Raw genomic sequence first — 11,828 nt, 5'->3', positions numbered from 1 at the left:
CCGGGCGGGGTACCGCTGCCGAGAGCCTTGGCCTGCGCACCGTTCCACGTCGCCGGGGTCTGCTTCGCCACACAGCGACAGTAAGCGTGGTTGCGCGGCTGGAGCGGTCTGGACTCGCCGGGGCCTCGGCATCGCTGCGATGACCTGCCCGGGTACGAGATCGGCCGCCCACCGGAAGGCCGACTCCGGATTTCCGGGATGCCGGTCGATCCGTCCGCGTCAGGTGATCAGCGGAGGCCGTGGCCGCTGGTGGTCTCCTCGCGCTCGTAGGCCTCCGGATTGGGAGGCAGGTCGGGTGAGGCCGGGAGCGTGATGGTCAGGACGACCCGGCCACCCTCGCCAAGGGCCTCAAGGCCGCGCTGGACGCCACCGCCATCCCCGTAGCCTCCCCGGCCACGGCCGACCGCGCCCTGGCCCACCTGCGCACCGCCGGGTGCACCGCCGCTCTGTGCTTCGGCGACCGCCAGGCCGCCCTCCTGGCCTCCGCCGCCCGCCGCGCCGGCCTCACCGTTCCCGACGACCTCGCCCTCGTCGCCTACGACGACGAGATCGCCGACATCCCCGACATCCCCCTCACCGCCGTCGCCCCGCCCAAGTACCTCATCGGCCACACCGCGGCCGAACTCCTCCTCCGCCGCCTCCACCACCCCGACCACCCACGTCGCAGCATCCTGATACGGCCGAGCCTCACGATCCGGCGATCGTGCGGAGCAGCCGCTCCAGCCGGCCGGTGACGACCTCAAGGCCGTGCGCTCGAGGTCCTGCCGCGGAAGAAGGTCGCCGCGGTGCGCCGCCTCCAGGATCGGGGCCGCTCGGTGGCCCTGGTCGGTGACGGCGTCCACGACGCCGCGGCTCTCGTCCAGCTGCCTGGCGACCGAGACGGCTGCGGACAGCACGAACAGGCCGCTGGTGGCCTTTGTGCCGCCTGCGCCCAGTGCGGTGTCGGCGGCGAGCGGGAAGGCGAGGTAGACCTGGAAGGCCAGCACATAGGAGCCGAACCGTGCCCGAGATCAACAGGAACGGCCGGTTGGCGGCCACCTGCTGTGACTGCGCCCGGACCGCGGCGCGCTCGGCTCGGTCGGCGACTTCGTCGGAGCAGCGGGCAGGCAGGGCCGCCGCGTAGCGGATCGACGAGGAGTTCGCGGACGAGGCCGGGTTGCGAGGGGGCGGTGGAGTGGATGTAGACGGGTGCGCGGCGGGGTAGCAGTAAGGCCGGGTACTGCTTTCGGTCAGGAGGGTCTCAGGTGAGGCGTGTCGGGGTCGACGTCATGGTGGTCGGCGCGGGGGTGCTGGGCCGGTCAGTCGCCTTCGAGTTGGCCACGGTGGAGCCCGGGCTGAAAGTGGTGGTGTCAGGGCGCCGCGGCCCGGGAGCCTCGCAGGCGGCGGGGGCCATGCTCGGGGTCCTGGGCGAGGTCACCGCTGCCGGATTACGTACCCGCCATGGGCTGTTGAGGCTGCGGATGGCCGTGGAGGCCGCCACACGGTGGGAGAGCTGGCGAGTCCGCGTGCACCAGCAGCTGGGCAAACCTGGGGCGCGCGACGGATACGGTACCGGCACGTTCATGCTCCTGAACGCGGTCTCGGCCCGGTTGGACGAGCGTGTGGGTTGCCACGGGCACGCACCGTGACGGTCTGCACGCCTCCCCGTTGATCGCCGAGGAACTCGCCGGTGAGATCCTCCATGGTCGGCCCAGCCGCTGGCTGCAGCCTTGGCGTCCGCAGCGCGCGCCCATCACTGACTGGCGGGTCGAGGGCGCCATCGAAGAGGCCGCTGCGCACCACCAGGCGCTGGCCGCCGAAGCCCGGATGCGGCCACCGCTGACCGGCGCTTGGCCCCAGACGCTCGCGGACGCGTACCGGCATCAGATGGCCACGGTCTACGCGCAACTGCCCGACGGCTACGTTCTGCCACCGGAGTTGGCGCCCCTGGGCTACGAAAACGGCCCCGAGCTGGTCAAACTCGTCACCCGCCACCTGGACCACCGCCAGCGCGCGACCCGCCCCTGACCCGCGAGCAGGCGCCAGCCCACGGCAGGCGCCGCCGCGCCGTCGAGACCTCGGCTCCAGCCCCGATCCAGAACGAGAGTCGAAGCGTCCCCTTCCCCGCGGTCCATCTGGAGTCGACCGGCCCACCGCTCCAGCACGTTCGCGGGACTCGTGATCGTCCCCCTGTAGGACTCCGTTGGGAAATCCGCGAACCAGTGATGGCTGGCGGTCCGGGCTGTCAGGATCGGCTTGTCGTCGATCAAGGATGGGCTGGATGTCGTTGGAGCCGCGGGACGATGGTGGGGTTCCTGAGCTGACCGCTCGGGTAGTGCGAGCCTCGTTCCCGAAGGGAACACTGGCGATCCGCATCCGTGAGGCGCTCGGCCCGCTGTTCGGGGACGAGTCCTTCGCCGAGGCGTTCCCGGCCCGGGGGCGGCCGGCGATCTCCCCCGGCGCGCTGGCGATGGTCTCGGTGCTGCAGTACGCGGAAGGACTCAGCGACCGGCAGGCCGCCGACCAGGTGCGGGCCCGGATGGACTGGAAGTTCTTGCTGGGCCTGGAGCTGGACGACCCGGGATTCGACTTCTCCGTCCTCGGCGACTTCCGCGCCCGGCTGGTCGAGCACGGCCTGGAGGAGAAGATCCTGGACCTGATCCTGGAGCGAATCTCCGGACTCGGGCCGGCCGCCGGTGTCGTAGATGGCCAGCGCGAAAGGGGACTGGTCGAAGGCCCAGCGCAGTACGGCCATGCGCGCGGGTATGGCACCCGAAGGGACTCCGGTGCGACTGGGCCACCCGCGCCGAACGCTGAAGCGAGAACGCGCCCGTCACTGCGGTGTTCGACCTGAACAACTAACGCACACGTAAGGTCATTTGAGCACAACCAGCGGTGGCCTCGATGTGCGGCCTTTCACAAACCGGGGCTACCGTGAGTGTGCCGTCGGCTGGACATGCCCCCAGCGTCAGCCGTCCGCGACGACCTTCGCCCAGCCCACGGCGACCATCTCCTTCGCCTTCTCGGTCTGCGCATCCGTCGGGAACTCGGGCGTTCCCTCAACCGTCGGCAATCTTGCGAAGGCGGCCTCGTCAAGGGTGCCGTCCTTCTTCATGGCGTCGAGCAGCACCGGGCGGGCGTAGCCGTTGAGCCGGAGGTTCTGACCCTCGGTGCTGAAGAGGTACTCCTGCCACAGGCGGGCGGCCGCCGGGTGTGGGGCGTCCTTGTTGATCGCCAGCGCGTAGTACTGGGCGAAGCTGCTGTCGAAGGGGATCGAGACCTGCCAGTTGACGCCTTTGCTGCGGAGCTGGTCGGTGTAGTTGAGGTTGACGAAGTCCCAATTGATGCTGATGGGCGTCTGGCCGCTCGCGACCGTGGCCGAGGTGGCATCGACCGGGTTGAGGTTGCCCGCCTGCTTGAGCTTGGCGAAGAAGTCGAGGCCGGGCTGGATGTTGTCGAACGATCCGCCGTTCGCCAGGGCCGCCGCGTACACGCTGGCGAATCCGGTCTCGGAGCGGGTGGGGTCGCCCTCAAGCGCGACCTTGCCCTGGTAAGCGGGTTTCAGCAGATCGGCGAAGGTCTGGGGACAGACCTCGACGCGGTTCGCGTCGCAGCCGATGGAGATGTAGCCCCCGTAGTTGTTGGACCAACGGGCCTGCGGGTCCTTCTGGTTGCTCGGGATCGAGCGGTACGCGGCGACCTTGTACGGCGCGAGCAGGTTCTGTCGGCCTGCTGCCCGGGCGAACGTGTCCCCTACGTCGATGACGTCGGGGGCACTCTGCTGTGTCCCGTTCTTCTTGATGGCGTCGATCTCGTCCTGGCTGTGGCCCAGAGGATTGTCGACCGTGACCGTGATCCCGTACTTCTTCTCGAAGCCGTCGATCAGGCCGCCGTAGTCGGCCCAGTCGCGGGGGATCGCGATCGCTCTGAGCGTGCCCTCCTTCTTCGCCGCGGCGGTCAGTGCGTCCATGCCGCCCACGTCCTTCGCGGAGGTGGCCACCGACGGGTCTTTGGGTGTGGCAGGCGGTGTGTGGCCGCACGCGCCCAGGCCCATGGCCAGGAGGACCAGGCAGCCGGAGACGGTCGCCGTTCGGGCACGAGATGCGGTCACGATGACTCCAGACGTCCTTCGGTGGTCACGAGCGGGATCTCGCCGGGACCTTCCACTGCCGGGGTGGCGCTCTCGTGGAGGTGCTGTTCGGCCCAGATGACTTTGCCGTTGGGGGTGTAGCGGGTGCCCCAGCGCTCGGAGAGCTGGGCGACCAGGAACAGCCCGCGCCCGCCCTCGTCGGTGCTGACCGCGTACCGCAGGTGCGGGGAGGTGCTGCTGCCGTCGGAGACCTCGCAGATGAGTGCGCGGTCACGGAGCAGCCGGAGCCGGATCGGACCGATGGCGTACCGGATGGCGTTGGTGACCAGCTCGCTGACGATCAGTTCGGTGGCGAAGGTCATCTCGTCCAGCCCCCACTCGGTGAGCCGTTCCGCGACGCCGGCCCGGACCCGGGCGACGGCGGCCGGGTCGGCCGGGACGTGCCAGACGGCGATCCGGTCGGCGGGCAGCGCCCTGGTCCGGGCGACCAGCAGGGCGATGTCGTCGGTCGGGTTGGCCGGCAGCAGGGCGTTCAGCACCGCCTCGCAGGTGTCGTCGGGGCTGCGGTCGCCCTGGCCGAGGGTGGTGCGCAGCAGTTCGAGGCCGACGTCGATGTCCCGGGAGCGGTCCTCGACCAGCCCGTCGGTGTAGAGGACCAGCCGGGTGCCCTCCCGCAGCTGTAGTTCGGCGTTCTCGAACGGCAGGCCGACCAGGCCGAGCGGCGGCCCGGCGGGCAACTCGGGGAACTCCACCGAGCCGTCCGGGTGGACCAGGGCCGGCAGCAGGTGCCCGGCCCGGGCCATGGCGCAGCGCAGGGTGACCGGGTCGTAGATGGCGTATAGGCAGGTCGCGCCGGTGATGGCGTCGCCGTCCTTGGCCGCCCGGTCCTGGTCGATCTGGTTGACCAGGTCGTCCAGGTGGCCGAGCAGTTCGTCCGGGGGCAGGTCGAGGGAGGAGAAGTTGTGCACGGCGGTGCGCAGCTGGCCCATGGTGGCGGCGGCGTGCAGGCCGTGGCCGACCACGTCGCCCACCACCAGGGCGACCCGGGCGCCGGGCAGCGGGATCACGTCGAACCAGTCGCCGCCCACGCCGGCCTCGGCGGGCAGGTAGCGGTAGGCGACGTCCAGGGCGCTCTGCTCGGGCAGTCCGCCGGGTAGCAGGCTGTGCTGGAGGGTGACGGCCATCCGGTGCTCGCGGGTGTAGCGGCGGGCGTTGTCGATGCAAACGGCGGCCCGGGCGACCAGCTCCTCGGCCAGCGAGAGGTCGTCCTCGTCGAAGAGCTCCGTTGAGGCCGCGCGCCAGAAGACGGCCACGCCGAGGACCTGGCCTCGGGCGAGCAGCGGCACGCTCAGCAGCGAGTGGATGCCGTGGTCGACCGTGCGCCGGGCCCGGTCCGGGGCGTCGTCGTGCCAGACGCCGGCGCTGGTCAGATCCGTCTCGATCACGGACTGGCCGTGCTGCAGGCTGCGGCCGAGCGGGGCGGTGGGAACGATCGGAATGGTCGCACCGACGGGATGGAACGGCGTGTCCGGGTGGACGCCGCTCAGCCCGGCGCGCTGCAGTTGGAGGATCCGGGTGCCGGTGGGCTCGTCGCCGTGCAGGACGGGCTCCGCGAGGTCGACGGTGGCGTAGTCGGCGAAGCTCGGGACGGCCGCCTCGGCGAGTTCCTGGGCGGTGCGCACCACGTCGAGTGTGGTGCCGATCGTGTTGCTGGCTTCGTACAGCACCTTGAGGCGCTCGCGGGCCGCCTCGGCCTTGTCGGACAGGGCGCGCAGCTCGGTGGAGTCGCGCAGGGTCGCGACCCGCCCCGGCGGTCCCCCGTTGCGGTCGGTGGCCCGGATGTTCACCGAGAGTAGGCGGTCGCCGGAGCCGACCACGGCGTCGGTGACCACTCGCCCCGAGGCCAGCAGCTCGGCGACCGGGTGGCCCGGGCCCAGCTCGGTGATCGGACGGCCTTCGCAGTCGGCGGGCAGGCCGAGCAACCGGGAGGCCTCGTCGTTGGCCAGCAGCAGGCGGCCGTCCTCGCCGAGGATCAGCACGCCCTCCCGGACGGCGTGCAGCACGGCGTCGTGGTGCTCGTACATCCTGGTCATCTCGGCCGGGCCCAGGCCATGGGTCTGCCGCTGCAGCCGGCGGCTCACCAGGCTCGCCCCGCCCGCGCCGATGGCAAGAGCCACCGTGGCACCGCCGAACAGGACCGGCAGCTGCTGGTTCACCCTGTGCTGCACCTTCTCGACCGTGACCGGGGAGGAGACGATGGCGACGACGGAGCCGTCGGCGGCCTTGACGGGTACCGCCGAGATCACGGAGAGGCCCAGCGATCCGTGGAAGGTCCTGGTAAAGGGCTTGCCGGTCGCCGCCTGCGCGTAGGGACCGATGACGTGCTTCCCGATCTGGTTCGGGTCGCTGTGGGTGAGCGTGATCCCGTCCAACCGGTAGACGATGATGGCATCCACGCCGGCGGCCTTCCGGGCCGCCTCGGCGTACGGCTGCAGGGCTGCGGTCGGGTCGGGGCCGCTCAGTGCCGTCAGGATCCCCGGAGAGTTCGCGAACGCCTGCGCCGCGGCGAGTGTCCGGCTCTGGGCATCCGCCGTGGTGTCGCGCCGGGCCCCGACCACGAGAGCCCCCAGCGCGGCGACGACGATCAGCAGCATCACCGCCAGTTGCAGGAGGAACCCCGGGCCGGCGAGGCTGCGCAGGCTCAGCAGGCCCTTGAACAGCCGCCTCGGCCTTCCCGCATGCGGCCGGCCGTATTCTTGGCGTCCTTGCCCGCTGCGCCTCGGACGAGGAAGCCGCCCGGGCACATCAGCACTTCTCTGCAAGTCGACCAAGCCAGGCCCAGCCTTGCTCCAGAACAATAGGGACAAATCCCATTGTTGACGCCAAACGGACCGATCTCGACTGTCGGTCTGCGTTCCAATCGGATCAGCGGCGGGTCGGCGCGGGTGAGAGGGCGGATTGGTGCAGGTGAGAGGCGGAGTGCCGACCCGCGGGGCGCCCCATGGCGCGGGCTGGAGACTTCGAGATCACCATCGCTCCGGCCTGCGCCGTGCGAATCGAGGCGGACCTGTGCGTGACCGGACCTGAGCGTCCGGTGCTCACCGCGCCGGTTCGGTGCGTCGGCCGATCCTGCTGCCGAACCAGACCAGCCGGTCGTACTTGCGGTCCGCGACCCGTTCCTTGAGCGGGATCAGCGCATTGTCCGTGATCTTGATGCGCTCGGGGCAGACCTCGGTGCAGCACTTGGTGATGTTGCAGTAGCCCAGCCCATGCACCTCCTGCGCATCGGTCTGCCGGTCCACCGTGTCCAGCGGGAGCGGTGGAGTGACCACGCGCCCGTCACCGCGGAGTTTTCCTTCGGCGATAACTGACCTACAGACGGCTACAGTTGAGCAGAGCCCGGAGGCGGACCCAGCCGACAGCGCCCCCAGCCCAGGTCCACCCGCCAGAGTGACCGTCAGTTGGATGAAGTCCCGCTGCTGTTCTGGCACCTGAGTGCGATCGGGTAGGGGGCCGAGGGAATGGCCTCCGTGGCAGGGCAGATCCCTGCCTCCGTGCCGGTCTTCGTCGGCAGCCCGGTGGCATTGCGCACGCTGTGCATCCACCAGGACGCGATCGACCGGCAACCCCCGTACCTCCGAGGTGAGTTGACGGAGGAGGGGAAGAGCGCGCTCTAGGCGCCGTTCACGGCGACCGGCTCGCCCGGGGCATCACGGCCGGCCACGTCGCCGATGACCGCGGTCCGGGTGCTGTCGGGTAGGGCCGGCGCGTCGTACCAGTCGCCGCCGAGCAGGGCAGGCTCAGTGGCGGGACGGTAGTCGGCCCCCGCAGCGAGCGGGGTCAGCGTGGGCAGGACCGGGAGTTCGAGGTCGCGGCTGATCGCGAGGACGGCCTGCAGCAGACCGGTCATCCGGCCGCGGGCGTCGGCCGGCTCACACCCGCAACGCCCGTGGTCCGGGCTACTGCAGCATCGCCTCGAACTGGAACTCGGGTGCGGTCAGTGGTTGCTCGGACCAGATGACCTTGCCCCGGGCCGTGTACCTGGTCCCCCACCGCTCGGCCAGCTGGGCCACCAGGAACAGGCCCCGGCCTCCTTCGTCCATGGCGTCGGCGTAGCGCAGGTGTGGGGCGGTGCTGCTGCTGTCGGAGACCTCGCAGACCAGGCTGGTGTCGCGCAGCATGCGGACGCGGATGGGCTCGGTGCCGTAGCGGACGGCGTTGGTGATCAGCTCGCTGAGGATCAGCTCGGTGGTGAAGGTCAGTTCCTCCAGACCCCAGGTGGTCAGCTGGTCGGCGCATGCGTTGCGGATGCGGGAGACGGCGGCGAAGTCGTCGGGTACGTCCCAGATGGCCACCTGGTCGGGCTCGAAAAGTTGCGTGCGCGCGACGAGGAGGGCGATGTCGTCGCCCGGACGCGGCGGGACCAGCGCCTCGAACACGGCCTGGCAGGTGTCGTCCGGGGATTCGTCGGTGTGGGCGTCGGCCAGGGCGGCACGTAGTGCGGTGAGTCCGGTGTCCAGATCGCGGTCGCGGCTGGTGACGAGTCCGTCGGTGTAGAGGACCAGTGTGGTGCCGGGTGCCAGCTGGAGTTCGGTGGTTTCGAAGGGCAGGCCGCCCACGCCGAGTGGCGGGCCGGCGGGCAGGTCGACGAACTCCACGCTGCCGTCGGTGTGTACCAGGGCGGGCGGGGGGTGGCCCGCCCGCGCCATGGTGCAGTGTCCGGAGACCGGGTCGTAGATCGTGTACAGGCAGGTGGCGCCCGTGACGCCGGCCGTCTCCTCGTCCTCGGTGGCCCCGCCGGGGTCGAGCCGGGTGACCAGTTCGTCGAGGCGGGCGAGCAGTTCGTCCGGGGGCAGGTCGAGGGCGGAGAAGTTGAGGACGGCGGTGCGTAGTCGGCCCATGGTGGCGGCGGCGTGCAGGCCGTGGCCGACGATGTCACCGACGACCAGTGCCACGCGGAAGCCGGGCAGCGGGATGACGTCGAACCAGTCCCCGCCGACCCCTCGCTGCGCCGGCCGGTAGCGGTAGGCCACCTCCAGGGCACTCTGCTCGGGCAGTCCCCGGGGCAGCAGGCTGCGCTGCAGCGTCTCGGCCATCCGGGACTCACGGGTGTAGCGACGGGCGTTGTCGACGCACATCGCCGCGCGGGCGACCAGTTCCTCGGCGAAGGCAACGTCCTCATCCCCGAACGGCTCGGACTCCCCCGCGCGCCAGAACGTGGCCGTGCCCAGGGTCAGGCCGCGCGCCTTGAGCGGCGCGGAGATCAGCGAATGGACCCCGTACGCGAGGATCCGGTCGGCGGTCTGCGGGTCGCGCGCCCGCCAGGCATGCGCCTGACGCAGATCGGCCGCCAGCGTGGCCCGCCCGCTCTCCAGGGCAGTGGCCTCCGGCGTGCCGGGCAGCGGGCTGATCTGCGAGCCCACCGGGTAGAACAGCCGGTCCTCGCGGATGCCGCCGGCGGCCACCCGGCGGATCCGCGGGCCTCCCGCAGTGCCCGTGCCCGGGAGCGGCTCGTCACCGCGCAGCACCGCCTCGGCCAGCTCGACCGTGGCGAAGTCCGCGAACCGGGGAACCACCGCATCCGCCAGCTCCTGCGCGGTGCGCGCCACGTCCAGGGTGGTGCCAACCCGTACACCCGCGTCGTAGAGCAGCTTCAGCCGGGCCCGGGCCGCCTCGGCCTGCCCGGCCAGCGCCCGCAGCTCGGTGGTGTCCCGGATCGTCGCGACGCTGCCGGGCCCGCCGCCGAACGGCGCGGTGGGGCGGTTGTTGACGGCGAGCAGCCGGTCCTCGGCCGGGTGCACCTCGTCGGTGGCGGCCCGCCCGGATGCCAGCAGCTCAGCCAGCCCGGGATCGAGCCCCAGCTCGGTGACCGGTCGCCCCTCCACCTCCGGAGGCAGCTCCAGCAGCCGCCGGGCCTCGTCGTTCGCCAGCAGCGCCCGCCCGTCCCCGCCGACGATCAGCACGCCCTCGCGAACCGCGTGCAGCACCGCGTCGTGGTGCTCGTACATCCGCGTCATCTCGGCCGGGCCCAGGCCGTGCGTCTGGCGGCGCAGCCGCCGACGCACCAGCACTGCCCCGCTCGTGCCCACGGCGACCGCGGCGACCGCGCCGCCGAACAGGACCGGCAACTGCCGGCTCACCGCACTGCCCGCGTGCGCGACGGTGTAGCCGACCTGGACCAGGCCGGCGACCGAACCATCCGGCCTGGTGACCGGCGCGCTGCTTTCCACGACCTGTCCGATGGGCGCGGTGAAGCTGATGGTGATCGGCCCCTTGAGGGCCGGCTCGTACGGGCCGATGAGGTGCTGCCCGATCAGCTCGGGATGGGCAGTCTGGGCGTAGCGGATCCCCTCGGGGCTGGCGATCGCGACGTAGTCGAAGCCGCCCATTTTCGTGATGTCCAGGGCCAGCGGCTGCAGCACCGCGGTCGGGTTGGCGCTGTCCAGAGCGTTCACCACCGTGGGGACCTGCGCCAGGGTGATGGCTGCGGCGCGCGTGCGGTGCTCGGCGTCACTCGTGGCATAGCTCCGGGCCTGCAGGATGAGTGCCGTCAGCGTCGCGGCGACGAGCAGCACCACCACGACGAGCATCCACAGGAACACCTGCCCGGCGACACTGCGCGCCCGCAGCCGCGAGCGCAGCCGACCCCGGGCGGACCGGTGTTCCCCCGGTCCGCCCGGTTCCGCACCCCCATGGGCAGGGCTGTCCACTCCGTGCATCCAGGCCGTCCCCGCGCATCCGGGTCATGACTCCTCCACGCTGCCACCTGGCCCGCAGATGTGCACGCGCGAAGCCGCCGGACGGCCGAACACACCGCCGGGCAGGTCGGCGCCCCGGAGCCGGAGGGCCTGTCCAATGAACGCAGGGCCGCGCCGAAGGCGACCGAACGGTGGTCACCCCGCGCCGCTGTCAACGCCGGCCTCACCACCCCACGCCGCAACGGCCGCACCGAAGGCGTCAACACCCGCACGAAGAAGATCACGAGGCGGATACACGGCCGAGCCGGGTTCACCCTCCTCCGCCACCGCGCCCTCCGCCAGTGATCGCCACACCGCGCAACCACCGATTACGGGCCAGAGCCGTGCTTATTACAGGTGGGCCGGGCCGCTGCGCGGACTTCCCACGCCGCGGAGCGGCAGGCCGCCGCACCAGACCTGGCCACCGTCGACGGACGAGAACAGTCCGTCGTCGTCGCCTGGGCGCTCGCCCTGGGGTCCCCCACCGTGCGGCCGGCGACGGGGCGGCGGGCGCGTCGGGTCAGCGCCATGGCCCCCCAGCATGCCGTCGCCCGGGCGGAACCGCCGGCTGGGCGATCGTCGCGGACTCTGATCGCGCCGACAGCGCGTGCGGGGCAGGTATCCGCGTGTGACGCGGGTCTCAACCCGGGCAGATCGTCTGCACCCAAAGCGACGGCGGCAATCCGGTCAGCAGTGGGCAAATGGGACAAAAGCGGACATAAACCGTGAGCCCGCTCACACGGAAAACGGGTCCACGACGGGCGATAGTGCCCGCGCCCCGGCCCTTCCGCAACCCCCGACCGCAACATCTACGCAGCTCAGCACATTGGCGCGGCCGCGCAACCCGCCCCGTTGATCAACGCCGACGCCCCCTGAATACGACGGCGGATCGTAACAAGGGGGTCTTGTCGACGACCGATCCCACCTGGCAACAATTGCTCCACCAAGCCACACCGGCTCCTGTCCCGCCGGATGCGGCTCACTGCCGAATCACGCCCCGCGACCTTCGGCCCCTGTCCGGC

At 71.3% G+C, this 11,828-nt stretch carries 9 protein-coding genes and 1 pseudogene; 4 read left to right on the top strand and 6 right to left on the bottom strand.

Features of this window, described 5'->3' with window-relative positions:
* Positions 1–227: 227 nt before the first annotated feature.
* Positions 228–986 (bottom strand): hypothetical protein, encoded by a 759-nt coding sequence (locus KV557_RS45165; RefSeq protein ID WP_445156348.1) that lies wholly within the window; start codon positions 984–986, stop codon positions 228–230.
* A gap of 282 nt (positions 987–1,268) precedes the next feature.
* On the opposite strand from KV557_RS45165, the gene KV557_RS45065 reads away from it, so the two are divergent.
* From KV557_RS45065 to KV557_RS45060, 3 genes are all read left to right on the top strand, one after another.
* Positions 1,269–1,628 (top strand): FAD-dependent oxidoreductase, encoded by a 360-nt coding sequence (locus KV557_RS45065; RefSeq protein WP_374106719.1) that lies wholly within the window; start codon positions 1,269–1,271, stop codon positions 1,626–1,628.
* A 19-nt stretch (positions 1,629–1,647) separates the two neighbouring features.
* On the top strand, positions 1,648–2,007 hold the full coding sequence (locus KV557_RS37295) for a hypothetical protein (protein WP_218206052.1): 360 nt from the start codon (positions 1,648–1,650) through the stop codon (positions 2,005–2,007).
* 307 nt (positions 2,008–2,314) lie between these two features.
* On the top strand, positions 2,315–2,833 hold the full coding sequence (locus KV557_RS45060; RefSeq protein WP_374106718.1) for a transposase: 519 nt from the start codon (positions 2,315–2,317) through the stop codon (positions 2,831–2,833).
* A 114-nt stretch (positions 2,834–2,947) separates the two neighbouring features.
* Here the strand turns inward: KV557_RS45060 and KV557_RS37285 are convergent, their stop codons facing one another.
* The 3 genes and pseudogenes from KV557_RS37285 to KV557_RS37275 form a co-directional block, all read right to left on the bottom strand.
* A complete protein-coding gene (locus KV557_RS37285; RefSeq protein ID WP_308130266.1) occupies positions 2,948–4,090 on the bottom strand; it encodes an ABC transporter substrate-binding protein in 1,143 nt (380 codons plus the stop codon).
* A complete protein-coding gene (locus KV557_RS37280; RefSeq protein WP_218206051.1) occupies positions 4,087–6,723 on the bottom strand; it encodes a SpoIIE family protein phosphatase in 2,637 nt (878 codons plus the stop codon). The genes KV557_RS37285 and KV557_RS37280 overlap by 4 nt, the downstream gene beginning before the upstream one ends.
* 444 nt (positions 6,724–7,167) lie before the next feature.
* Positions 7,168–7,368: pseudogene (locus KV557_RS37275) on the bottom strand (succinate dehydrogenase/fumarate reductase iron-sulfur subunit); the annotation flags it as partial.
* Positions 7,369–7,599: 231 nt separating this feature from the next.
* On the opposite strand from KV557_RS37275, the gene KV557_RS37270 reads away from it, so the two are divergent.
* A complete protein-coding gene (locus tag KV557_RS37270; protein WP_218206050.1) occupies positions 7,600–7,746 on the top strand; it encodes a hypothetical protein in 147 nt (48 codons plus the stop codon).
* Here KV557_RS37270 and KV557_RS37265 read toward each other — a convergent pair.
* Together KV557_RS37265 and KV557_RS37260 are read right to left on the bottom strand one after the other, a co-directional pair.
* Positions 7,743–7,979, bottom strand: a complete 237-nt coding sequence (locus tag KV557_RS37265) for a hypothetical protein (protein ID WP_218206049.1) — start codon at positions 7,977–7,979, stop codon at positions 7,743–7,745. The genes KV557_RS37270 and KV557_RS37265 overlap by 4 nt on opposite strands.
* Before the next feature lie 49 nt (positions 7,980–8,028).
* Positions 8,029–10,659, bottom strand: coding sequence for a SpoIIE family protein phosphatase (locus tag KV557_RS37260; protein ID WP_256178525.1), 2,631 nt, complete (start codon positions 10,657–10,659; stop codon positions 8,029–8,031).
* Between the last annotated feature and the right edge of the window lie 1,169 nt (positions 10,660–11,828).

The organism is Kitasatospora aureofaciens, assembly GCF_019192735.1.
In the GTDB taxonomy this organism is placed as follows: Bacteria; Actinomycetota; Actinomycetes; order Streptomycetales; family Streptomycetaceae; genus Kitasatospora; species Kitasatospora aureofaciens_A.
The sequence above is the reverse complement of the archived record's forward strand: the minus strand, read 5'-3'. Positions and strand labels throughout refer to the sequence as shown.